This window comes from Bacillus sp. 22475, from assembly GCF_052044835.1.
Lineage (GTDB): Bacteria > Bacillota > Bacilli > Bacillales > Bacillaceae_G > Bacillus_A > Bacillus_A cereus.
Genome location: NZ_JBQENW010000036.1, coordinates 1 through 24,638, shown reverse-complemented (window position 1 = coordinate 24,638; position 24,638 = coordinate 1). Strand labels below are relative to the sequence as shown.

Below are 24,638 nucleotides of genomic sequence, written 5' to 3'. Positions count from 1 at the left end.
ACTTTTATTGTATAGAAGTGCATAAAAAAAGATTCTATTTTCAATAGAATCTTTTAGAAAAGTATATAAATGGATCTAATAGAAAGACTTTGAATGATAGAGCCAACACGAATAGCCCTCTACTTTGATTTTTTTCAAATATAGAGAGCTGAAAATGATTACATTTCTTCCATTACTTTTAATACCTGTTCAGTTGATGTTACTTGAATTCCAGCACGTATCAGCTGTTCCAAGGCACGTATAAAGGTAATTAAATTTATGCTACCAGGTACTTCAATTACCCTTAGCTTTTCTTTTGGTAATTTATCTATCTTTTCAATGAACAGTTCACGTACATCACTAGGAATAAAGCGTTCTTTATGTCCTTTTATTTTTAGAAGTTCACGCATTTCTATTTCTAAAGCCATATAAGCATTTAGATTTGCACCTTGTTCATAAGCGTATTTTCTAAATAATGTTTCTTCTTGATATCTTAGATAATTACGATGGTAAGATTCCTCTGTAACAGGTACGGCAAATTTGTTCTTTAATAACTCAAATGTTTTTCGGAACAGCTTCTTGATGCTTCGGCGAGAGTACATAGAGAAATGCAATCCGAAATCAAATATAGCTTGTTCTTTTTGTTTTGCTGGTACGTGCTGTGTAATAAGAGGATAAACCCCTTCTTTAGCTGCGGTATCAAGAATATGATACTGTGATGTTTGATTCAATAATTTTTTCAGTGTATATACTAACTTACTTGGATATTTTTCAGTGCGATCAATCATGTCACGCAAACTATGTATTACACTTCGGATTTGTCGATGACAGGTATTTTTAAGTACATGAATAAATTTATTCATGTCTCGTGTAAATTCCCCAATATGCATTTCTTGTAGTGTAGATTCAATAAATCGGGCTTTACGGGCATACGTAACCTTTGGAGTAAAAGGATCACGATACTGTAGTTCGCCTGATTCTTTTCCACATAAGAAGTCTGAATGAATAGATAAAAATAAAGTCGTGTATTTTTTCTTGTTTTGAACCCCTTTTTGTAGTTTACAGATTTTGAATAGTGGAGTTCCTGTACAAGGCAATACAGTCGTTAGTTCTTTCATAACTGCACGAATTTGATGTGGATACTTCTTATGTAGAAAGCGGTACATCCCACCAAAGTGAGTCTTATTACCTCTTTCATCCTGTTTGTCTAAAGAACGTTTTAATGTAGTTTCTCTATGCTGTTGCATAGCAATATCTAAGAATAGCTTCTTAGATGCTACTGAAAGTTCAAAGAAAGCTTTTGTAAAGACTACAGGACTAATGTAAACATAAGGATTTGCTTTTTCAGTTTCTTCATTCATAAAATGAGTTATTTTAATGGTGTATCGACTATCTAATTCATTTTCAATCGTAATAATGTTATGTAGGCTTAATTTTTTTAATGCAATATAGAATTGAGAATGCTGTATACATGCCAATTCTTCTTTGTATTGCTTATAGTCTTCCCAAAGCATATGTACTGTTACGTTTGGAATAATACCATTCGTATAGCATTTTTTATGTAGGTAAAGGAATACTTCAAGATCTGCATTTGTAATACCGTACAATTTATGTTTTCTTCCCATTGTCTTTGAAATAGTATGACGTGAAAAAGATGGCTTTGCTTGTGCAACAAATCCATCGATATCCGCAATACGTTCTTCATACGACATTTGATTAATAATATCTTCAAGGTATGTATCTTTATAGCTATAGTATTTTCCTTCCAATGCATCAACAAGTGCTTGCCAAGATTTTAATGTAACTATAACCGCATTAGTAGATTGTCCATCTAGACTACGTTGATTACGAATAACAAATGATTTGCTCATCTTTTTCACCTCCTATACAAATTAAAATATACATATCCGTACAATATAAAATATACCGATTTTAATTATAGCAAATCAAAATTTGATGAAATGGGCCCCTTTAAGAGCCAACATGAAAAAATGAAATGTACGTTAATCCCTTTCATATCAAGGGGTTTCGGATTTTGTTCTATTTTTTTTATGGACATGATATCACTATGGATTTTCATGTTCCGAGTAAATAAGAAAATGAGTTGTAAAATGCTAATAAACGTTGTTCTAATGGGGTTGGAAGCTTATTTTCACAAAAATATAAGGGACATGATAGGGCTGTGGATTTTCATATTTCTTTTTATTATAATTCACATGAAAATCCTCAATAAACATTGATATTAAAGGGATTTATATGAAATTTGGTATTTATAAAAGGAACGTGATACCGCTAGGGGTGATTCATCTTTTCAGATAGAAAGGGACATGATACCGCTATAAATTTTCATGTTCTATAATTCCCTGAAATTTGAGAAGATGTTGTATAAATGTATGGTATATAAGGGATTTAAGAGGATTTATGAAACAAGAAAGGGACATGATACCGCTATAAATTTTCTTGTTTCATACCTTGAATATAGAAGAAACCCTTTTGTATCAAGGATAGAAAGGATTATGAAAAAATATAAATTTTAATTTCATGAAATATTTAAGGCAAGATTTTTTTCATGTTTTAGTCAAAAGGGACATGATACCGCTATGAATTTTCACTTTGTATGCAAAAATTAATGAGTTTTACCATATATACAACGAAACTGTTAAAACATGAATAACCTAGCTTTTTCATGTTTAGTCAAAAGGGACATGATATCGCAAAAGAATTTCATGTTTCAGCTAATCCCTTGAAAAATATTGGGTTCCTTATAACGTCTTACCTTTTCCAAATGGATACAGTCTTGTATAATCAGTAAAAGAGGTGGTTATACGCATACGTGCTAGATTATCACTAAGGGATGGTTGGATAGAACTTACTGTATTCTTTTTTATTTTCATGAATAGGAACATCATAAGGCTATATAGATTTAAGTTTAAATCATTCTCAATTGTAAATTAAATAAGGAGAAGGATGTATATGGATAATGTTCTACAATTGTTTAAAGATGCATTAGTAATATCAGCACCTATCTATAAACATAATGAACAATTGTGGTATAAATGGAATGCTTATTACTTAGAAGTTAAAGAAGATACTAGTAGGATTGTAACTTCGGACTATTTTTCCCCATCATTTTCAATGCTTGTACAGTGGCTTGAACAGCAGCAAAAAAAGGGAATCTCCTCTTTGGAAATATTCACCAATATAGAAGCTTACCAAATTGAAATTGATGTGGCGATAGGATTATTTGTTGAGCAAGAGTTTTCAAGAGCTAACAATGAAAACTTGCAGGAACCAAAGGAATCTAATACAGGTTTAGAGCACGAGAATTATTATGAAGTAAATAATTCTGCAGTTTATTATAAATTAAGAGATGGTATAGCAAAGAATCAATTTGAAGAAGATGAAAATACAAAGTTGAAATCTTATCCAATTGAAACGAAAGATAGTAGTGGAGTTGCACAACTTTCTTCACATAAAGATGAAGATTTAAGATTAATAAATATTGAAGAAGCCGCTCGTTGGAATACATTGGTTGATGGTGTAATGAGTAATATGGATGATTTAACTGCTGACTGTCTAGATGCAATTACTATCCAATGGTTAAATGAGGCAAAGTCCCCAGATGAATTCATAGACTTTTCATATAATCAGGTATTAGAAATGTGTAGCATACCTAAAGCAAAGGCTAATAACACAGAATATTATCGAGCAGAAGATAAAATAAAGGTTGCCAAACGTATTGCTGCTTTAGCAAGTATTTTTATCTATTTAAATGATGATAATGAGGTAGTTGTATTAAATGATCGAGCTGAAGCAGGTAAACATTATGAAGTAAAGCGAGAAGTTATTAAGAGGCTTTTTGTATTAGATTCTGTGGTACTCTGGAGAGATAATAACACTAACGAATATATGGGGATAGAATCTTGCAGGATTAAGCCAGGAAGCTTCTTATCAAGTTATTTATATGGTTCTAGTAGTACAACGGCACTGTTATCAAAAAAAGCGTTGGAATATAATAGTTATAGACATAAATATCATAAGAGATTGATTCGTTATTTAACTTGGCAATGGAGAATTCGTCAAATGTTCTCTAGTTTAAAAAGGCCTTACTCTATAGGAGGAGATAAGGGATTACTGGCAGTCATGGGTGTAAATCAAAATCAAAAGCCAAATCGTATTCGTGAACAGCTAGAAAATGTTCTTATTGATTTAGAGAAGGAAAAGGTAATATCACATTGGGAGTACAGTGAAGATTTAAAAGAGGAAATGTTAACTAAAAAGAATTGGTTTAAGAACTATTATGCTCAGTTAGGTATAATAATTTTACCGCCGAAAGAATTAATGAATTCAATAGAAAAAATAGTGAAGAAAAAAACAGTAGATATCATAGAAGAAGAGTCTCCTGTAAAAATAGAAAATAACAATTTAGATGTTGATGAGTATGAAAATTCGATTAGAGAAAAAATATCATTCTTCCATATGAATAAAAATATTACAATGCGAGACCTTTCAAAAGAAATAGGTATATCACAACCTACCCTTTCTAGGTTTTATAATAAGAAAACAAAACGCCTTTCAGGCACGGCTAAAGATAAATTAAATCAGTGGTATAAAAGACAAATTATTATTGATAAGATGTAGAAAAAGCTTGCATCGATGATAAAAAAGAGTCCCTATTTTAGGGACTCTTTTTTATCATCGATGCATAACGCTAGTTACCAAATAAATTAGCTGTATCCAGGTCTTCATATTCATCTTTTAGTACCGCTTTTTCAGTTGTTGATTCATTTTCTCTATGTGTATCTTTAGAAGTAGAATTTTTTTCAAGAGATGAGACTATTTTATTTTGATCTGCTGCCTCTTCTTCATTTGCTTGGTTTTCTTTTTGAATAGCAAGATTTGAATTATTTAATAGTATACGCTTAACATCATTTAAAAAGTCTTTATCTTGAAGTAAAATTTCTTTTTGCATTTGTTGCTGTATCTTATAATCAGCTACGTCTTGTAATCCGTGTTTATCAATAAAATAGCATACAAGTTTATATAAAGAATCGGCTATATTACTTTGTGACTCGAACCATTTAAAGAATTCTTCATTCTCAATCTTTTTGAGGTTCCAGAAGAAGGACTCTCTTTTTTTGTCGGACATACTATTTCACCTTTTTTCGAGAAAGAATTTTCTTGATAATTTGCATCCCTTTAGCATTCATATCTACAGCGTATTTCTCCGGAATCCACAATAAATACATTCCAACTCGCTCACAATAATCTAATAATTGATTATATAATTCATCTTTAAAAGTAATACTTCCCCCACCATACACACATAAAACTTCAGCTTCACTGGCTGTATTGTTTACATATTTTTCATCTGTATCTTCTAGGATTAGTTCTGCTTGTTCTACTTTTGTAATATTAAAGTGTGTTGTTGCCTCTTCATGGTATTTATGATCTATATCTTGAAGAATTTGAGAGAATTGTTGGCGTTTAATGTTTGTGCCACGTTCTTGATTTAATAATTTTACAGCTTCTTCTGTAGCATGACCGACACCGCGTCTTTCACCGCTACAAGCATCAATTACTGGATTCACGCCCACTGTGTAGATATACTCAGTTGTTCCGTCCCCAATATCAGAATGTAAAATCTTTTTGTTTTTAAAGAAAGAGCCGTCAATTTTTTTGATTTCAAGTTTTTTTGCATATAGTTTAGTGAAATCAGTAAACATCTCCTCTTCCCCTTCAAGAATTGCAAATAACGGAGGAACACCCTCTTGTGTAATGTTTGCACTATTAAATGTTAAGCTAACCGTTACCTGCTCTTCTCCTACATAAACCACTACAACATGATTTGAATTAGTAAAACGTTGTTCTAAATGTTTAGCGTTTACGGGTGTCCATTGGCTTGCTGGGATAGCTGAAATAAGGTCAACAGTCACATTGATTGATTGTGGTAGTTGTTCTGTGCGTTCCCATTCAAGTTGAACTGATTTGTTTGCAATTAATCCTAGCATATTAATTAGTGGTAAATCATCATTATATTTTTGACCTACTTTAATGTTCATGTTTTTAGGGTTTTTCCCTGTTAACATCGCACGATTACCAATGAAATACATTCCAGATCTTCGAATTGATTTACTAGCAATATTCACGAACATATTATCTACTAAATTAACTACGTTTTTTTGGATGTTTGTCTCAGTAACATTAGGCATTGAGTAGACACTTTGATATACATTTTTCATTTTTATGTATTCACCATTGATGTAACCTTTAAACGAATCGTTCCCAATATCACCTTCTATGTCTATATGAAGAGTTTTGCCTTTTAAACTTGCCATTATACATCACCTCTAGGAATTTTATTTCTAATTTATATCTAATAAATATATTATAACCTATAAAATCCCTAGCGACAAGGATTTTATAAGGTTTTTGAAGAATAAATATATCTAAAATCTAAAATAAATATATTTTAGATATAAATTAGATATTCAATTAAAGTATTCAAGTTATTTTTGGGCGGTTTTAACACTTTATATATTCTAGATATATTTTAAATATATCTAGAATATATAAAGTGTGTTATTGGCGGGAGGGATACGTTTGTTGAAGATGTCTTTTTAAATATCAAGTTATTTCTGTGATTTATGGATAGACTATTGATGATATATTTCGGGAATCCAAGGGATATCTAGTGGAATGAGGTATATATTTTAATCGAGAGAAGGAAATTTAGAATGCAAATAAGATTAATTGCGAATATGACTTATACATACTTGAATAGTAAAAATGGTTAGCCCAATAAACGTTATAAAAGTGTTATTTCGGTGTTTGATATTGTGTGAACGCTAGGCGTTTTCAATGCGTTAAACCCCTTTAAATCAACATTTTTAATGTTTTTTATAAACAAGTTGCTGATAAGGAAATGAGATTGGAAGTTTAGATGTTTTTTGGTGTAATAACGCATTGAAAGACGGTATTAAATTGAGATCTTTATTATATAAGTTTGTTTTTGGCTATTTTGATGATATCTATAACAAACAGACTAAAAAAGTAGTATGCAAATTAACCCTCTACATATCAAGTGTAATATGTAGAAAAAAATATCTTGAGTATGTATTTTTGTTGTATATGTTCTATTTGTATCTGTAGCACTCCTTTAAAAGAATAGAGAATCTATGAAATTTGATTTGAATATAAAAATTGAACAGGATTAATTACAGATTCATATATATTCGCTAAACAAACGTTATTATGGTGTTTACTTGGCGAACTTAGCAGATGAACACTAGGCGTTTTTAAAGCGTTAAACATTGTAATAGCAACATTTAAAGTTGATTTTAAAGAGAAAAAAGTTTACGAAATGATAAAATCTATAAATTTAATTTTCGAGTTCGATATTAAAAAAGTAGTTTGGTATATGTTGAAAAGAAATTCAATTGAAATATTTCTATATAAATAATGACATAGATATCAAAGTAGTTTCTACATACATACTTACTTAGATCATAGTGGCAATATAAAGCTATGTTGAAAAGGTGTTTTTAGGAAATCCATTGGTAACATACTTTTAAAAGTAAAACTTCTTTCTGAAGCAATTAATATAATAAGATTTGGGATTGGGTATATATCTAAGGTGTTGTTTGGTTTGCATACATTTACTGTTTTTTAGTAGGAATGTAGTAATTGATTCTCCGTGAACGCATAGCGTTCACGGAGAATCAATTATACTAATCGCGGGAATGCTGATTTAAAGTTTAAAAGTAAGATGTTTAAATAGACAATGAATAACCTTTATTGCTCTTGTTTTATTTTTGAAATTAACTCTAAATTTGTATGATAAGATACCAAATTCTTTAACAAAAATTTTATATCATCTGATATTCTTCTTGGAGTATATATTTAAATTTCTTAAGTTGAAGTAAATGCAAAAGTTTTATTTTATGAACGTTTTAGAAGTGTTATTTAGGCGTTGTTATTTGGTGTCGGGGCGTTCTTGAATCAATTTTTAATGGCATATTTATATAGTTATTAATTAGATGTTTTTGATGGGTAGAGCAGAAACTTTGGCTAAGAGATAATATGATTGCAATTAAAAAGAAGATTCTTTTCTTAAACATATGAAGATGTGGAATATCAACCTTAGTTCGGGGGGGAGTGCGGTAGACGTAATCATATGTATGACTCTAGTTCAAACAAAATAAAATCTTCCACAAGAAACAAACGAATGGAAATATCGTTACAATAGGTAATCAAACAAAAATATCTATAGTAGAACGTAGTTTGCGAAGATCGTGATTTAGTACAACTGTTAGACGTTACATAAAAGAATTAAGGAAAGTTGGTACTTATGTTGGAAATGATATGTGATTAGGAATTAAAGAGTTTTTCAAGTTATAAAAAACTAAATTCGTTCGGACAGTAGAAACTAGCTAGCAAAAGCAAGGCGTACTCTTTTCAGAAGAACGAAGAATTTTGAAAAGTGGCATATGTAGCATAAAGAAGGCAATGATTTTTGAAGTATCTTAGATATAATTTTCAAGAATGTTGGAACCCAAAGCAAAATGGAATGAGGAGAAAGTTATAGTTGTATCGGATCCCGTGCTTCTAGTCAGTTATTTTAGAAGTTTTGCGAATGAATTTTTCATTATTATGACATATATCATAATAGATATATTAATCTAGGATTAATTTAAAAAACAAATCAATTCATTTCTTAGCCTTACAATATAGTTATAAAGAAATAGTAATATTGTGTAATAGGGATTTATGAATGTAATGAAAATTACTATCATACATTGTGGGTTTCATGAACGTTATAAAAACGGTCATGTTGCTATCAAAATATATTTTTAACACTACTAAATATTTTTTTGCATAGAATGTATTTAATATGAGAATACTATTAATATTGAACTACGCGACTTAACAGTGTTGCGACCTATTTAACATTCCTGCTTTATCTTGGTTTTCGTAATTTCGTCAAGTGTGGGACGATAGAACGTTGAAGCTTTTACAATTGCAATCAGTTTTCTGCAACGAATATCAAATCTAAAGTATTCGTAAAAAAGCAATCTGTACAATTATATGGTAACAAGCCAATCGGTATGCATCTCCCACCTTCACATTTTTGAAGAAGAAATCCTTTGTCAGGAATTGATAAAACTTATGCAATAATTTTGAGAATGCTACATTTAAGCAACTATGTTTTTAAATGATATCACTAAATCGAAGACGTTATAGATTAAATGGATATTTTAAGGAATCAGGATTCTTGTATAATCTAAACGTTATCGAAGTGTTATTTTACTGTTTGTTTTCACGTGAACGCTATCCGTTATTTCACCGACTAATCCTTTAACTACAACGTTAGGAGTTGTTCAAAGAGCGTTACTCATAACAGGCGTATCAATTAATAAAATAAGTGCTCAAATGATGTTTTGTTCCATTGGAATGATAAAACCGACCTAAAATATATTTATGCATAAATTAGTATAATATATATTAATATATATATTAAGTGTTTTATAAATAGTACTGAATGTTATAACAACAATTCCAACGAAATGAAGTAAAAATATATCGTATTAAATTCTTTAAGTAGGAATTAACTTGCAAGAAGCAAAGTATAATCTTCCATGGGCATATTTTAAGAAATCCCCTAAGTTTATCCGTGTCATAGATGTTAATGAGAGTTTCCTTCTTATAACACACATTATGATAAAGGTATTAACAAAAGTTTATATCATAAAAACGAAGTGGTTCATTTATAAAGCGTAGGAATTAGGAGAATAGTCACCTAACAAATTAAGAAATGGAGTGTCTTTTTACTTAGTGATCTTGCGCCTCAAACATTCTCGCAGGCTGTTTAGGCGCAATATGTTTAATACAATAGTAAGAAATAAAATAGTATGAGCGCTTGGGAAACGTTAATTTAACGCTTTGTGAAATGTGAACGCATAGCGTTTACAAGGGATTCGGTTCATTAATATGATACGTTAAGATATATTTACATCTAAAAGTATCATGTGATTTTAGAATAGATATGTTTTATTTAACAGTGTTCATAACGCGTATGGATTAGTAATAATGAATGCTGCGATTGTATAATGCTGTTTTATTATTACAGATCTTAAGATTTATCTTAATTGAATGTTACACTTAATATAACAAATACAATCTGACAAATATATTAAAGTGGACTGGGAATATATGGAGTGTTTTTGGAACCTATAAGAAAGGACAAAAAAATATGTAGTTGTGGTTATGCTGAAATTGTCTTTAACTTAAATGTTATCGATTGTTTTTTTAACGTGAACGCTACCCGTTATTTCAGCGTCTATCCCTTTAATATCAATATTCCGTGTTGTTTAAAGGACGCAATTTATGCTAAAGCAATATATAAAATCTGATAACAGGTGTATCAATTAATAGCCCAATAATAAAGTTGTATGTTTCTATGTTGTAATAACTAATGAACGTTATAATAACGATCCTGACTAAATGAAGCATAGAGCTTCACAATGTTATATATATGTTATGAAGAATTTAAACCGAAGTGGTATGAAAAAAAGTAGTTGTTACATTAAAAGCAGATGATGTTAGCTGACTATGTTCGAAGTATGATTACGGAAACATAGACATTAATGGGCGTGTTCTTCTTGTGGTACATATCTTTAAATCATAAGGGCGATTTGATTCGTCTAAAAGGCCTAGGAACTATGTTATAGCGACCTAACAAATTAGAGAATGGAAGATTTTCTGTGTTTAGTGTTTTGAAACCGAAACGATCTGTAAGGATATTAAATGGAAAATAGTTTAATACAATATGGAAAAATGAGATGAGCGCTTACAAAACGTTAATTTAACGTTTTGTAAATAGTGAACGCATAGCGTTCACTAGAGATTCAGTGCATTAATATAATACTTTTCCTTTAAGGACATAATGTAATTTTAGAAGTAAAGATATAGTCTTTATTAATAGCGTTTATAACGCGTAGGATTTAGTAATAATGAATGCTGTGATTGATGACAATTTATATAAAAAAATCTAATCTGGCAAAATGAATTAAAGAATACTAGAAAAAGCATGCGGTTTCCTATATGGATTTATTATGTAGTTGAGGAATTAGAGGATTAGTCAATCCTCCCTAAAAATCGGCAAAGAATACACTTAACTAATTTTAGGAAATAGGATTAACATGTTTCTATTAGCAATATATATTGGACAACTGAGCACTTAGTATCCTTGAGGTAATAGATACCTAAGTACAGAATCCTAACGGTTTCTAATTCAGTAGGCTATCCCGAGAGTTCCTACGGTTAGCTTCATTTCTAAGATTGAGCGCTGTGTTATGATCTTCATCATGATGTGTGCCACAATAAGGATAATCCTACTCACGAATGATTAGATTTTTAGCATCTATGTTTTTATAGTCGCAATTGGAACATAATTGACTATAAGCAAATGTTTTAGATATTACAACTAATTGTTCACTACACCACTTTACTTTATATTTCAATATTGTTTGAAATTGTGACCAAGACATGTCACTAATCGCTTTTACAAGCTTTCTATTTTTGAGCATACCACTGAATTATAAGTATTCTTTGCCAATGACAGGATGCTTTTTGATGATTTTAGTATAAAGTTTATGTAATTAATCAACCCTTATAATAGCATCATGTTCATGGATTCATTCAATTATCAGGGGCTGTTTATTCTAGTTAGGAATAGTAACACAAGTTACACTCTTTGAAATTAAACGAGAAAAAAACATATCATAGAAATTTTTTTACAGAACTACGTATTCGTGTTGTAAGAATGAGTAAAAAAAAGCGGTAGCTACCGCTTTTTTTTGCCCAATTAGATATATTTGATAAAAAACGTATATATGATTTAATTTAGATTAAATAAACGTTGAATGAACGTTTTTTTGGTGTTATCTTGCTGTTCTTGGCGATCTTCATTTAATAGTTCAATTGCTTTATCTAGTTTTTCTTGTAATAACTGAATCTGTAGATCTTTGTCTTCTTTTTCTGAACGTTCCTGTAATAACAATTTAATGATATCTTGGTTCTGTTGTACAATTTTATCTTGTTGCTCAAGCATGTGAGAAAATTTTTCTTGAATCATCAAAATATCAGTTTCTGAACGTTTTCTGAGCGTTACTTGAACTTCATTTTCCTCATGAACGCTATCCGTTTTCCGAGCGTTCTCTTCAGTGTTTTCCATGCTTCTTGTTGCAGCTTCTTCTAGTTTCCAGTTTTGATTTAAGTATTCTTTCATTTGCTTTAAGATATCTATATCATTCTCATAGTAAATTCGTTGATTACGCTCATTTCTTTCAAATATATATTCCATTTTTTCTAGTTCAATTGACCATCTGCGAAGTGTATTGGTGTTTATATCTAGTTGTTTTGCTACTTCTTGTGCAAAATATCCATATTCCAAACTTCACACCTCCATTATTTGTGTGTTAGATATTGATTCGTTCTTGAAAAGATCTTTCCTTTAAGAGTAGAAATTTTTATAGGCAGCCATCTAATCATTTGTACTCATATCAGTTTGTTTGTATACATACTTATATATTAAGTCAGTCTATACATCTAGCGTTAATGTTTTTTCAATAATAAACGCTATTCGTTCTAATAGCGTTTATTGTTGGAAGTGAACAAGTATTTATACAACATTAATGTACGTAGAAAATTATTTTAAAACTAACTATTAATATTAGAAGTTTGTTGCTGATATAAGAATTTTACTAGATATTTGCAATAGAATCAAAGCTTTCATTAATAGAATTAGCAATTAAGTACGGTTTTTATATTACATATGCCTAAAAAGCAAATAAAAAGCTTTATTTATATGTGAACGCTATGCGTTAAAGTAGCGTTTTGTTATTGTATAAAAGTTTGCATAGTATGTATTACTTGAATTTTAAAAAGGTGCTGATATTATTTGTTAGGTTGTGAATCTCAAATGAGGGTTATTCGGAGATTAAATGTGTTGTTTAAATATTAAATATACATAGCTTTAAAAACTCAGTTTTAGGTTTCATGTGTATTAGTATGGGCCAGATTTCTGAATAATATACATCTATAATTCGATATGAAATGAATATAGGGGGAAGGGGCAATAGATTTAGGCATTTATTAGTGTGACGATCATACTTTGAACTAAAATATATTAAAAGAAAAAATAAATGGAAGAAAGAATTTAATATTATTTTGTTAGATTTAAAGGAATACAATACAATGCAAGTATACAATTTTGCATATTAACTGTTAGAATGACGGACTTCCTTAAGGATAGACAATGAAAGTTTATATATTATGGGTACAATAATATATAAATCCTGCTTCAAAAAAGTAAAAAATGTAATACTATGAAATTCCATCCCGTTAATCTTAGCCTATCAAATAATTGTTAACATGAAAGATTTCCAATAAATGCTTAAAACAATAGATAATATATTGAAGCAAAATATAGACTATGTAGTAGCAGTGGTTCAAGGAATAAAAAAATAAAATTTAATTGTATCTATTCAACTAATATGAGTACAGTTTATCTAATTAAGTAAAAAATTAGGGAATCTTCTAGTAGATATACTAAGTCTCCCTAAAAATCAACAAAAAGAGACAAAATACTAGATTTAATAAATCATGTTTTAGAAATTAAAAATTAATAAAAACTTAAAATTGAATTCAGTCATATTTTGTTATATTTGCTGTATATTTAGAATACCTCAGTTTTAAGTGTATAACCAATATTAAATGCTATTCTGTCCTAACATTTAATTATTTAAGATTTTTTATTCAAAGGTTTGTTAGATATCAAATAGTATTCCGGCCTAACAATAAGAAAAAGTTCATAAAGCCTATTAAATCAATAGTTAATAGCAGAATTAGATACCTGTTTAATGCCGTAACTTTGACGTACAAGACTAGGTATCCCTGAAGAGAAAAAACTCTTGTTTATTTTTTAAAGTTTTACAACAAATTTATAGATGAAATAGTATATATAATAATATCTAATTACTTTTAGTTTAATTAAAGTATGTGATGTATACAATGACGATAAAATTGTATAAATATAAGAATGATATTGAAAATCCTTACTATATTTTACTTGTTCTTTTATAAACGGCTATTTTACAAGCTCCTTTATAAAATGGATTATTAGTTATAAAATTGTTAAGAGGGGAAACAGAGAATGGATCGAAAAATCAATAAAGTGATGAACAATCTTCTATTTTTAATAAAGCAAGGTCAAGAAAATTAAAGAGTTTATGTTTTGTGATGCTGGGAAACAAGTATAAGTATGTAAAATAAAAGGTATTGATTGGCAAAAGAAAACAAAGAGCAAAGTCATGAGTGATCATCAGGAAAATAAATGGGCAGGTTTCGTTCCTCTATGTTTTAACATATAAAAAGATGTAGAGAAAAGGGGCATGTAGAATGGGAGAAGGGCGTATTTCCTTTCAGCAAAGGTTTAAAGAAATTCTGGTTATGATCGTTAGTTTTTGGATCATTATGTTTCCCGTGTATGGAAAAAGCCTGTTACAATAGTAAAGAATAACTTGGGTACAAATTGATAATGAAATGGGGAAATATGCTGGATGAAAGCAACCGGAGTAACTAGAAAAGTGGATGAATTAGGGCGTATAGTAATTCCAAAGGAACTTAGAAATACGCTTGGGATTAAAGAAAAATCACCTTTAGAGATTTTTGTAGAAGGGGAAGACATCATTTTACAGAAGTATCAGCCTGGTCATGTTTGTGCATTAACAGGAGAAGTGTCAAATCGTAACATAGCATTAGCAAATGGTAAGATAACATTAAGTCCAGAAGGTGCAGAATTATTACTAAAAGAAGTAGAACAGTATCTTGTAAAATAAATGCTCCTTTCAAGGGGCTTTTTTTAATAAAGGAAATATAAAATTTCACGTACCGTAATATTTAATAAAAAACTAAATACCTAATTAATATTCTACATTTAATCTTATGTTGAAGTCAGCCGCTAAATAGATCATGTATGGTTTGTTTCGGATAGATTTCTTGCGAAATATGTATCTAGAGCAGTATTTCGATTTAAATGTGATACGATAGTGATATATTCGTTTTGCTAGTAAAAGGGGATGAGTGTCGATGAAAAACCACATAAAAGTAAATGGAAAAATCCTTCAAACAAATAAAAAATGGTCACATCTCAAGCAAAGACAAAGGCAACATATTTCTAATTGGTTACGTAGAGAATATACACAGTTTGTAAAAACACATTATAGAAAACCTAGGAAGTATGAACATGATGAGATTCTTCATGAAGTGATGAATCAAATACAAGAACGTGAAATTTGGATTCCTAATGGTGAAGTAAAAAGATATTATCTAAGCAAAATAGGAAAATGGTTTAGAAAAATAGAAAGTGAATGGGAATCACAAATATCCAACAGTGAAAAGCAGCAGGTATTAGAAGAATAGTAAATACAAAGAAACCAGGGGGCGCATTTCATGTTTAATTTACAAGAAGATATGTATGAACAATTGAAAGAGAAAAAAGGAGCAGTTACAGTATTTTTAAAGAATGGCGTTCCAGTACGTGGGAAGATCCTTGCAACAGATAAATTTACCGTCCTAATGATGATTCATGGTAAACAACAACTAATCTACAAACAAGCAATCTCTACACTTGCTATTTAATGGGTACCGCCACATCGCCATCAAGCTAAGATTTTGAGAGACCTCCATAACGAAAATTTTAACTTTTTACAGTTATTCATGAGAATTCGGTTCATTTCTTTTGTTATGGAGAACAATCAATTTCTTAAGTTGATGGTGACCCCGAATAGAAAATATTATAAGATTACTAAAACCAATACTTATAGAGGGAGACTTTCTGATGAATAAATTTCCAATCATAGAAACAGAAAGGTTAATTTTAAAAGAAGTGACACCAGAGGATGCTAACGATATGTATAAATACCTTTCAGATAAAGACGTTGTTAAACATATGGGGTTAGAACCATACAAATCACCAAATGACGTCTTGAGCGAAATAAGATGGTATAAATCTATATTGGAAGAAGGTACAGGTATAAGGTGGGGGATTACACAGAAAAACATTGGTGTTGTTATAGGTAGTTGTGGCTTTCTTAATATGCGCCCTAAACATTATCGAGCTGAAATAGGGTTTGAATTAAATAAAGAATATTGGGGACAAGGAATAGCTGGTGAAGCTTTAGAAGCTGTTATTAAATATGGCTATAAACACTTTGAAATAGAACGAATTGAGGCTCTAATTGATCCTGCGAATTTATCATCACAAAAATTAGTAGAAAATCAGGGGTTTAAAAGAGAAGGTTTATTGAGGCATTATGAATACACTTGTGGGAAATTTGATGATTTATATATGTACGCAATCATTCAAGGAGATCTCAAAAGAATTTAAAAAAGCGAGAGTATCCTTATGTCGCTAACAGGGGCTTTTGTGGAGTAAGAAATGATCAGACTTTATTATAAAAAGTTGTAATTTAATCATGTTTTGTGCAAGCAGCAATTCCTGAAAAATGCAGAAAAAATTCCAGAGGCGCGCAGCTACTTTTTTAAATGTTAATTTTGGTATTTCCAGAAGATAAAGCATTTCGTAAACGATAACTTTCACTTGTGAATGCAATGATATGAGCATAAGTCCCCTTTTAATACTTATAAATAGCTTTCTTAAATGGATTTTATCATATCTATATTTGTAATTTCATAGCCTAATTTTTCATATAATCCACGAGCAACTTTGTTATGACCAAAAACATGAAGTCCAATTTTTTTCATTCCTAATTCTTTAGCAATCACTTCAAGTTCTTTCATTGCCTTTTTACCATACCCTAACCCTTGATATTGTTCAAAAATAATAAAGTCATAAATAAAACCTGCCTCATTACTTGTAGGCGCTTTTTGCGCAATCCAAATCATTCCAACTAGATTTTGATCATGAAAGATAGAGTATAAATAATTGTACTCAGTTTTTTCACCTTTTGGTAACAGCCGGTCAAATTCTATTTTGGACAAGTTAACGGCTTCATCTTCACTCCAATTTCCAGCAGCAACCTTCTCTTTCGCATAATCTTCAATCGCATATTCACAATAACGCTGAAACTCCTCTTCGGCCATAGGCTTTAGTGTAATCACGTATTTCCCCTCCCGCTATGTTAATTATTCTTCATTTTAAATCTTTAATCTGTTTTAATCAATCTTTATGTACAGCGATAATAAAGTTGTTTAAAAAACGCCAGTTATGTTATTCAACAATTGGGCACGATTGTTGAATAACACAGATAGAAAATGATTAAACTTATTTATGTAAATCAAACTTAAATCTGCTATAGAAGAAACCATTTTAATCAATCTTTTTTTCAAAATGGTTTCTTTTTATTTATCGTAAAGCATGAGTTTGCGAAGTATTTTTAATCGAACTTTATTTCAAACCTACAGAATATGCTGATGCCACAGTAATTGTAATTTCCGTATAAATTAATATATGGAAATCAAAAAAGAAAATAAAAACTTGAAGCTGACGTTAGGTCATTTTATATACTATTTAGTAACTACTTAGTGTTCTCGAGATAAATGTGATTAAAAAATTAGGAGGTTTATAAATGAAACAAAAAGATATTATTATTTATGGGTGTGTCATTATAGGTGCAGGTATTGGATTGATCATGCATCATGCATTTCCAGGTGTACTGATTGGCTTGGGAGCAGGATACTTACTTCAGAATTTTTTTAGTAAAGAAGAATAAATACATAAAGACTTATGGTAAGGACAAGTGAGAAAAGAATAAGGCAGTTGTTAATGCTAGAATCTTAACGTACAGGAAGGTAGGTTTATTAGTTGATACACATTAATAAGGTTGGAGAGCTGGCAGGTGTTACAGTAAGAACACTGCGTTACTACGATAAAATTGGCCTGTTAAAACCAGCATCCAAAACAGAAGGCGGCCATCGTTTATATACGAATGAAGAGATAAAAAAACTACAGCAAGTTCAATTTTTAAAAAAGATTGGATTTTCGTTACACGAGATTAAAAATATGCTCGCTTCCAGTGAGTGGGATTGGTCGGAGAGTTTAAAGAGTCAATTATCTTTTGTAATAAAAGAACAGGAAAATTTAAAGAAAATAGAGTTATCCATAAGGGAATTGATACATGGAATTGCGATAGAAGGAATAGAAAACTGGACCGCGATTCAAAAGATTATGCAATTATCCAATAAAGATAAAGAAATACAGCAGTATTATCGTGAATCTTTATTTAAAGACAGAGATATAAAATTATGGGAAAAGGTTCCCAGTATGACGAGTGACAACCCTCAGTCGCTCGAATGGATTGCTCTGATAGGTCAGTTAAAGCATTATATGGGGGACGGCCCAAAAGCACCCAAAGTCCAAAATATCATTAGAAGAATGGATGAAAAATGCTTAGAGGAGTTTGAAGGTGAGGATGAATTTTTAGATAAGCTGTGGGAAATAAGGATGTCGCCAAAGCAATCAGAGAAACTGGGATTATACCCAATTGAACAGGATGTGCTTGAGTTTATGGATCAGGCATATGCCATTTTTATGGCTGAAAAGAATAATCTTCAACCGGAATAAGGGGGAAAGAATGATGAGTACAGAACTACTTCTCCTAATAGGGGGATTGGCCCTACTGGACACGCTAAGCCCTGCCACATTAGGGGTAACAGTATATTTGCTTTTAACAGATAAAGAGAGACTTACCAAACGTTTATTGGTTTATTTATTGACGATAGCAGGATTTTATTTTGCTGTTGGAGTTTCACTCATGTTAGGATTAGATTTCTTGCTTGAGATTATTTCTGGCGTATTTCAAAATCGAATCGTAAGCTGGACGTTCTTTATTATTGGGGTGATATTGTTCATAGCAAGTTTTTATGTTCCAACAAAGAAAAGTTCAGACCTACCTGCACCAAAATCAAAAAGCATTCTTTCAATGGTTGCGCTGGGATTCACTACCTCACTAATTGAAGTAGGTACTGCTTTTCCGTATTTTGTAGCAATTGGCATAATGACTACTTCTAATCTATCGTGGGTGGAATGGTCTTCTATTTTAGCTGGATACAACTTTATCATGGTCTTGCCTTCCCTCGTGCTGTTTCTCTTCTATCTCCTGTTTGGGCGGTGGATGCAAACATCTCTCGAGAAGCTTCGAGTGAAAATCGCTAATAATACAGGATCGGCTCTTTCGTGGATTATGTGTATAGTTGGACTCATCCTGATTTATAATAGCCAGGATTATTTGTAGGATGTTTGACCAGAGTATTAGATAAAAGTAGAATTATTCAACAATCGGGTACGATTTTTGAATAACAAAGGCAAAAAATGATTAAACTTTTTTATAAAAACTAATTTTAATTCTACTGAAGAAGAATCCATTTTGATCAAACTTTTTTCAAAATGGATTTTATTGATTTATCGTAAAATATGGATTTATAAGGCTTTTTTGATCAAACTTTATTACAAAGTGTCACTTTAGGAGGTAATTTGCGCTTATTTTAAGCGTTATTTTGCACTATAAGTAAACATAAATAAGCCCAATTTCTCGCATTAAAATTGAGAAATTGGGATTTTATCGTTACTCCGGAAAAGCGCCCGATTGTTGAAGCTCGTTTTTCTTATTGAACTAACGCATCTGTTCGTTAGGTGTAACTCTTCACAATTACTTGATATTATATAGGTGAATAGAAAGATAAACTAAAATTTAGTTTAGTAGTTGTAAAAGTAGGTTATTTATATTATTCTATTATATTTTTTCAAAAAGGAGAGTTTATGAAAAAGATTATTGTTTTTGTATTAACGATATTTATATTATTCTCAGGATTCGCCACACAAAGTTATGCGTTGTCTGATTCGAAATCTGCGGCAATACAAGCGTTGCTAGATGATGCCTCTCGTATATCAGGTGTGCCGGGAATGTCAATCTCAATACTTGCTGATGATGAAGTGTTCTACTTTTCTTCAGGGTATGCAGACCGTGAAAAGGGGTTGTCTGCAAGTGAAAATACACTCTATGAGTTAGCCTCGGTCAGTAAAGCTTTTACCGGTATGGGTATTATGCTGTTGGAAGAGCAAGGGCTGCTCTCAATGACTGACCCTGTCCAAAAATATTTACCTTGGTTTACGTTAAAGTATCAAGGGAAACCTGTTGATATGCAAAGCCTTACACTAAATAACTTTCTTCACCATACCAGTGGTCTAACAAATATTAGGCATACTCAAAGTATTCCACAAGGCAATACACCGGATATGTTGCAAAAGACTGTGGAAATGCTCGTAGATGCTGAATTGGCGTTCCCTCCCGGTGAACAGTATAACTATGGAACCGTTAATTATGACGTATTGGGTTTGGTTATTGAGATTGTGTCGCGACAAAGCTATGAAGACTTTATGAGGGAACAGGTATTTCAGCCGTTAGGTCTTTACCAGACGTATGTTTATAAAGAAGATGCTCAAGCCACTGGACAGTTGGCACAGGGCTACCGTTCTTCCTTTTTTATGACAACTCCATTTAAAGCTCCGGATTATGCTGGGAATAAGCCCGCAGGCTACATCATTTCTAATACAAAAGATATGGCGCGTTGGATGGGCATACAGATGGGTATTGTGCAGGACATACCCGAAATATTTCACACGGTTATCGAAAAATCACATAGGGGTGATATGTCTGTTTCGGCTGTCAACGATATGTATTATGCGGCAGGCTGGTCGGTAAACGCCGAACAAACGATTATAGAACACACTGGGGGCAATCCAAATTTCAGAACCGAAGTAGTCATACTGCTAAATGAACGAACAGCCGTCTGCTTGCTGAGCAACGGTGCAAATACCAATATAAATCTGGTACTAAAAGTTAAAGATATATTAGACGGCAATCTAACTCAGTCATATGAAATAAGCGGCACACAGCTTTTGGATATCATTTTGTCGTCTATCACTATTATTCTTTGCCTATTGGCCGTTCTCCTATTTCTCTTAGGATTACGCAGAAGGAAAACGAATGAGCGGCAGCCAATGACAAAAAAGAGAATAATCGTAACAGTTATTTTCCTGATCGCTACGATTGCCCTGGGTATACTGTGCTGTGCTTTCGATTGGTCAACGATACTTATTTGGCAAACATATAGTGTTCTTACAGCTTTGATTTCGTCAGCATTATTAACAGCAAGCATTACATGGTTTGTATACACTCACCGATAAAATACCTCGCTCCCAAGATAAGCATAATGTTAAGTAATTAAATTTCAATTTATCGGTATGCTTAATTTGAAAAACATAAGACACTTCGGTGTCTTTTTTAATATCATCGACAATTTTCCCAGTCAAACCTAATTACTATTGCTTTCACTAACTTGCTCCGTTCGTGGAATAAGGATTTTTAAACAACTAATATTATTTTTTAAATGACTTTATTGTAAATTAAACAACAATATTATTTTTGCACAAGCGTCGTTAGATAACATTTCTTAAAAGACTGTTATTCAACAATCTGGCCCGATTGCTGAACAAAGTTAAAAAAGCACACATATTATTATTTGTTCCAAAACTCGTCGTTTAAGGAACTTTATTTACATCTATCAAAACTGACTGAATTATGTTTGAAATCTAGTTCTAAAACTCATTACCAAAAACAAAGTATCATACTAAACAATAAATATCGTTTCTGGAACCTTCTTAACGTACGGAGAAATCAAGTTTTTTAAATATAAAATTCCTAAGCGTACGAAATTCGCGTTATGTTGGCGGGACCCCATGCCCATCAACTTAAGAATTTTCATACCCCCTAAGTACAAAAAAGGATTTTATGCAAAGGTATTGAAATACCAAAAGAGGACGCGTATGCCTATTTTGAACATCCCAAAATCTTTATTTTTTGGGGCGTTGAAAAATAGAAAAGCTAAACAATAACATAATTTTCTCAATAAGTAATTTTTTGATTTTAATATAAATTTTTTACAATTAATGCTATACCTGTATTGAGGGGAGCTTTTCAGTTAATTAGGGAGAAAAATTATAAAAATGATATGGGAGGAACAAAAAATGTCATTGAAAAAGAAATTAGGTGTTGGAGTGGTTTCAGCCGCTCTTGGTTTATCTTTAATTGGTGGGGGAACATATGCATATTTTAGCGATCAAGCTGTAACAAATAATACATTTGCTGCAGGTACATTAGATTTAGCTATGCAACCAACTACTTCACTTAACTTAGGAAATTTGAAACCTGGGGACAAAATATTAAAGAAATTCAATTTAACAAATAGTGGTACATTAGATATTAAAGATATCATGATGAAAATTGATTATACTGTAAACGATTTAAAACAAAATAATAATACAGAGGATTTCGGCAAATATATTAAAGTACAATTTCTTTGGGATTGGGATCCAGCAAAAAGCCCTGTACACGAAACAACTCTTGCAGAACTAAAATCACAAAGTCCAGAAATTGCCTCCAAAAAAGTATTTCATCCTAAGTGGGCTGAAACAGGGGGATTAAAGTCTGGGAAAATGGATTGGTTTTGGATGAAGTTTATATTTGAAGACAACGGAATGGATCAAAACATGTTCCAGGGGGATAGTATCGCACTAAAAATGGAGTTCCAAGCCAATCAAACAGAGGGACAAGAAAGATAATTTTACGAACATTTTGTATGTTTTGTAAAACTAATTTTCAATTTACAAATATTAATTTAATCAATTGCACTCTCAGCACTTTGAACCAATACCTCATTTGTATTTTTTTATTCTATTTTCAAGGTATACGGTTGTTTGAACGTTGTATTTTGTGTTGAGCTAGAAAAACAAAAAGAACTTGTAGGAATCACTACAAGTTCTTTTTCAGATAATGTAAAGAAGGGTAAAACAAACTAATTCAACATACAAAACAGGGAAACCATTTAGATTATCGCCTAGCTATATTATGTAGAAATTAATTGTGGGGAAATTTAACAAACATTTGTTTAAGACATTAGTTCTAGAAGTCGTCTAATTTGTTCAACTTCATGTTTATTATATAAATTTTATATAACAAGGAAAAAAGTATCCTATTTGGATGCTTACATGAGGTTTGCTAGATATGAAAAAATTTATAAACTAATAGGAATAATAAAGGTATATGCTCACTGCTGCTTACTGCATTATGTTAAGTCTTCGGATGAAATTAATGAGTGAATCCACCGTCAAGCCTAAATTTCTACGTTTAGCTCCCAATTATAAAGTGAATTTTCCACCATGATAACAATAGAAAGTTTCAGCTTTAAGGGGTCACCATATATGGAACTAAGGAGTAGAAGTACTTATTTTATCTTTTGATGCAAACAAATAATTGTAACAGGAGAACCCCCTCATTTTTTGAGGGGGCTGACATTATGAACGCTCATTTATTATTTTTCTTCCGTAGAAGTAAGTATCCAGTGTCTTTCTTGTTTTTGATTAGACGATTCTTCGTTTATTACCAATTTGACTATTTTCCTATTTTCTCTCTCAAATAAGATAATGTTTTCAGATAAATCAGCGTTTGTATATACTACAGGAATATAGTCGCCTTTTTGACGAACTTTGTTGATGGATTCCCTTAAAGTATCCAGATAATTTGTCTTAGCTGGTTCTTCTAATTTATCTGCAATATGATTAATATCTAGCCATTCAGTTTTTGTGTAATTTGTTTCTTTAATATTAAATTGTGTATTAGCTCTTTCCCAGGATGCTTTGATTTTTTTATTTAATTCTTCATTGCGGGTATCGGCTACTTTTGCTCCCGCTTCTACTAATTCTACATTATCTTTAGTGTAAAATTTAGTTACAACTGCTGAAATTGTAAAGGCGAGAATGCAGGTGGGTAATAAGCTATAAAGAAGTATTTTTTTTAAGTTCATATATTTATTACCTCTTGTGTGAGATTTTTACCAAGTTGCTCTTGAAACATCACTGATACTCTTTTCTCCAGATGAATCCCAAATTCTGTGATCTGTTTTTGCAGTTACTTTACCTTTACCATACGCAACTTTAGCTTTAGTAGTTGCTTCTTTTCCATTCACTTTACCGCTATCATCACTAGTGTAGTAAACACCATTAATATAAGTCTCAGTATATGCTTTAGCATATCCAGTTCCAGACCCACCAACCGTTGTTCCGACTGCTGTTATCAAGCTAGAACTTTTTTCAAGTTCGGTTGAAGTCTCACTAAATGATAGAGAAGCAGCGAAAGCGCTTGTAGCTATTGATGTAGCGAAAATACCTGTTAAAACAGCAACTTTTAATTTTTTCATAATAAATCCCCCTAAATTTTTTTGAATTTTAGAACTTAATAAGGGTTTCTTTTTTGTAAAGACCTTCAAAATAAAAAGTTTAGCTTTATAGTTTTTTTACACTTGGTGGTAGTAAAATGTCTTAAGTTAATGGGCATGTAATGTAAAATCAGCCCCCTTATCCTTTTTTAAATATAAAATTATTAATATAAACAATTATTCTGAATTTTTAACGAAGCTGAACAAAACCCTGTATTATTTTTCTTAAGCAGTGATTCTACATAAATTTCAAACTATATATTTTTCATTTATATACCTCCTAATCTACAACTAATCTTTAGTTC

General features: G+C 31.2%; 17 protein-coding genes and 2 pseudogenes. 10 read left to right on the top strand and 9 right to left on the bottom strand.

Annotated elements, in window-relative coordinates; all coding sequences use genetic code 11:
* Positions 1-158: 158 nt before the first annotated feature.
* Positions 159-1,850, bottom strand: a complete 1,692-nt coding sequence (locus ACTJJY_RS28620) for a hypothetical protein (protein WP_061664424.1) — start codon at positions 1,848-1,850, stop codon at positions 159-161.
* A gap of 1,102 nt (positions 1,851-2,952) precedes the next feature.
* On the opposite strand from ACTJJY_RS28620, the gene ACTJJY_RS28615 reads away from it, so the two are divergent.
* The gene (locus tag ACTJJY_RS28615) at positions 2,953-4,620 is read left to right on the top strand and encodes a helix-turn-helix domain-containing protein (RefSeq protein ID WP_440607165.1); all 1,668 of its coding nucleotides are present in this window, start codon (positions 2,953-2,955) and stop codon (positions 4,618-4,620) included.
* 70 nt (positions 4,621-4,690) lie between these two features.
* Here ACTJJY_RS28615 and ACTJJY_RS28610 read toward each other — a convergent pair whose 3' ends face one another.
* The 4 genes and pseudogenes from ACTJJY_RS28610 to ACTJJY_RS28595 all read right to left on the bottom strand — a co-directional run bounded on the left by ACTJJY_RS28610 (position 4,691) and on the right by ACTJJY_RS28595 (position 12,433).
* On the bottom strand, positions 4,691-5,128 hold the full coding sequence (locus ACTJJY_RS28610) for a hypothetical protein (protein ID WP_440607164.1): 438 nt from the start codon (positions 5,126-5,128) through the stop codon (positions 4,691-4,693).
* Position 5,129: 1 nt separating this feature from the next.
* Positions 5,130-6,317: a ParM/StbA family protein gene (locus ACTJJY_RS28605; protein WP_098852355.1), complete on the bottom strand. Its 1,188-nt coding sequence runs from the start codon at positions 6,315-6,317 to the stop codon at positions 5,130-5,132.
* Between the two features lie 4,950 nt (positions 6,318-11,267).
* Positions 11,268-11,675: pseudogene (locus ACTJJY_RS28600) on the bottom strand (zinc ribbon domain-containing protein); the annotation flags it as partial.
* Positions 11,676-11,878: 203 nt separating this feature from the next.
* Entirely contained in the window at positions 11,879-12,433 is a 555-nt protein-coding gene (locus tag ACTJJY_RS28595) for a MerR family transcriptional regulator (protein WP_440607163.1), read from the bottom strand.
* Between the two features lie 2,167 nt (positions 12,434-14,600).
* On the opposite strand from ACTJJY_RS28595, the gene ACTJJY_RS28590 reads away from it, so the two are divergent.
* The 4 genes from ACTJJY_RS28590 (at position 14,601) to ACTJJY_RS28575 (ending at position 16,429) form a co-directional block, all read left to right on the top strand.
* On the top strand, positions 14,601-14,879 hold the full coding sequence (locus tag ACTJJY_RS28590; protein WP_002090664.1) for an AbrB/MazE/SpoVT family DNA-binding domain-containing protein: 279 nt from the start codon (positions 14,601-14,603) through the stop codon (positions 14,877-14,879).
* A gap of 250 nt (positions 14,880-15,129) precedes the next feature.
* A complete protein-coding gene (locus ACTJJY_RS28585) occupies positions 15,130-15,462 on the top strand; it encodes a transposase (RefSeq protein ID WP_440607162.1) in 333 nt (110 codons plus the stop codon).
* A 30-nt stretch (positions 15,463-15,492) separates the two neighbouring features.
* The gene (gene hfq, locus ACTJJY_RS28580) at positions 15,493-15,681 is read left to right on the top strand and encodes an RNA chaperone Hfq (protein WP_440607161.1); all 189 of its coding nucleotides are present in this window, start codon (positions 15,493-15,495) and stop codon (positions 15,679-15,681) included.
* A 199-nt stretch (positions 15,682-15,880) separates the two neighbouring features.
* On the top strand, positions 15,881-16,429 hold the full coding sequence (locus ACTJJY_RS28575; RefSeq protein WP_440607160.1) for a GNAT family N-acetyltransferase: 549 nt from the start codon (positions 15,881-15,883) through the stop codon (positions 16,427-16,429).
* 154 nt (positions 16,430-16,583) lie between these two features.
* Here ACTJJY_RS28575 and ACTJJY_RS28570 read toward each other — a convergent pair.
* Both ACTJJY_RS28570 and ACTJJY_RS28565 read right to left on the bottom strand, forming a co-directional pair.
* Positions 16,584-16,667 (bottom strand): annotated as a pseudogene (locus ACTJJY_RS28570) (ATP-binding protein); the annotation flags it as partial.
* A gap of 31 nt (positions 16,668-16,698) precedes the next feature.
* A complete protein-coding gene (locus tag ACTJJY_RS28565; protein ID WP_440607159.1) occupies positions 16,699-17,163 on the bottom strand; it encodes a GNAT family N-acetyltransferase in 465 nt (154 codons plus the stop codon).
* 467 nt (positions 17,164-17,630) lie between these two features.
* Here ACTJJY_RS28565 and ACTJJY_RS28560 point away from each other — a divergent pair, with 467 nt between their 5' ends.
* The 5 genes from ACTJJY_RS28560 (at position 17,631) to ACTJJY_RS28540 (ending at position 22,681) form a co-directional block, all read left to right on the top strand.
* Entirely contained in the window at positions 17,631-17,774 is a 144-nt protein-coding gene (locus ACTJJY_RS28560) for a hypothetical protein (protein ID WP_440607158.1), read from the top strand.
* Between the two features lie 92 nt (positions 17,775-17,866).
* The gene (locus ACTJJY_RS28555) at positions 17,867-18,625 is read left to right on the top strand and encodes a MerR family transcriptional regulator (protein ID WP_440607157.1); all 759 of its coding nucleotides are present in this window, start codon (positions 17,867-17,869) and stop codon (positions 18,623-18,625) included.
* Positions 18,626-18,638: 13 nt separating this feature from the next.
* On the top strand, positions 18,639-19,295 hold the full coding sequence (locus ACTJJY_RS28550; protein WP_172852259.1) for a GAP family protein: 657 nt from the start codon (positions 18,639-18,641) through the stop codon (positions 19,293-19,295).
* Positions 19,296-19,819: 524 nt separating this feature from the next.
* Complete coding sequence (locus tag ACTJJY_RS28545) at positions 19,820-21,247, top strand: serine hydrolase domain-containing protein (RefSeq protein WP_440607156.1); 1,428 nt, start codon at positions 19,820-19,822, stop codon at positions 21,245-21,247.
* Between the two features lie 840 nt (positions 21,248-22,087).
* A complete protein-coding gene (locus tag ACTJJY_RS28540) occupies positions 22,088-22,681 on the top strand; it encodes a TasA family protein (RefSeq protein WP_440607155.1) in 594 nt (197 codons plus the stop codon).
* Between the two features lie 749 nt (positions 22,682-23,430).
* Here the strand turns inward: ACTJJY_RS28540 and ACTJJY_RS28535 are convergent.
* Both ACTJJY_RS28535 and ACTJJY_RS28530 read right to left on the bottom strand, forming a co-directional pair.
* A complete protein-coding gene (locus ACTJJY_RS28535) occupies positions 23,431-23,922 on the bottom strand; it encodes a hypothetical protein (protein WP_440607154.1) in 492 nt (163 codons plus the stop codon).
* Positions 23,923-23,949: 27 nt separating this feature from the next.
* A complete protein-coding gene (locus tag ACTJJY_RS28530; protein ID WP_440607153.1) occupies positions 23,950-24,315 on the bottom strand; it encodes a hypothetical protein in 366 nt (121 codons plus the stop codon).
* Positions 24,316-24,638: the final 323 nt, after the last annotated feature.

What these genes read in the sequence shown, in the direction of transcription:
- ACTJJY_RS28620 (WP_061664424.1), bottom strand. Translation starts at nt 1,850, where the DNA reads ATGAGCAAATCATTTGTTATTCGTAATCAACGTAGTCTAGATGGACAA.
- ACTJJY_RS28615 (WP_440607165.1), top strand. Translation starts at nt 2,953, where the DNA reads ATGGATAATGTTCTACAATTGTTTAAAGATGCATTAGTAATATCAGCA.
- ACTJJY_RS28610 (WP_440607164.1), bottom strand. Translation starts at nt 5,128, where the DNA reads ATGTCCGACAAAAAAAGAGAGTCCTTCTTCTGGAACCTCAAAAAGATT.
- ACTJJY_RS28605 (WP_098852355.1), bottom strand. Translation starts at nt 6,317, where the DNA reads ATGGCAAGTTTAAAAGGCAAAACTCTTCATATAGACATAGAAGGTGAT.
- ACTJJY_RS28590 (WP_002090664.1), top strand. Translation starts at nt 14,601, where the DNA reads ATGAAAGCAACCGGAGTAACTAGAAAAGTGGATGAATTAGGGCGTATA.
- ACTJJY_RS28585 (WP_440607162.1), top strand. Translation starts at nt 15,130, where the DNA reads ATGAAAAACCACATAAAAGTAAATGGAAAAATCCTTCAAACAAATAAA.
- hfq (WP_440607161.1), top strand. Translation starts at nt 15,493, where the DNA reads ATGTTTAATTTACAAGAAGATATGTATGAACAATTGAAAGAGAAAAAA.
- ACTJJY_RS28575 (WP_440607160.1), top strand. Translation starts at nt 15,881, where the DNA reads ATGAATAAATTTCCAATCATAGAAACAGAAAGGTTAATTTTAAAAGAA.
- ACTJJY_RS28560 (WP_440607158.1), top strand. Translation starts at nt 17,631, where the DNA reads ATGAAACAAAAAGATATTATTATTTATGGGTGTGTCATTATAGGTGCA.
- ACTJJY_RS28550 (WP_172852259.1), top strand. Translation starts at nt 18,639, where the DNA reads ATGAGTACAGAACTACTTCTCCTAATAGGGGGATTGGCCCTACTGGAC.
- ACTJJY_RS28545 (WP_440607156.1), top strand. Translation starts at nt 19,820, where the DNA reads ATGAAAAAGATTATTGTTTTTGTATTAACGATATTTATATTATTCTCA.
- ACTJJY_RS28540 (WP_440607155.1), top strand. Translation starts at nt 22,088, where the DNA reads ATGTCATTGAAAAAGAAATTAGGTGTTGGAGTGGTTTCAGCCGCTCTT.
- ACTJJY_RS28535 (WP_440607154.1), bottom strand. Translation starts at nt 23,922, where the DNA reads ATGAACTTAAAAAAAATACTTCTTTATAGCTTATTACCCACCTGCATT.
- ACTJJY_RS28530 (WP_440607153.1), bottom strand. Translation starts at nt 24,315, where the DNA reads ATGAAAAAATTAAAAGTTGCTGTTTTAACAGGTATTTTCGCTACATCA.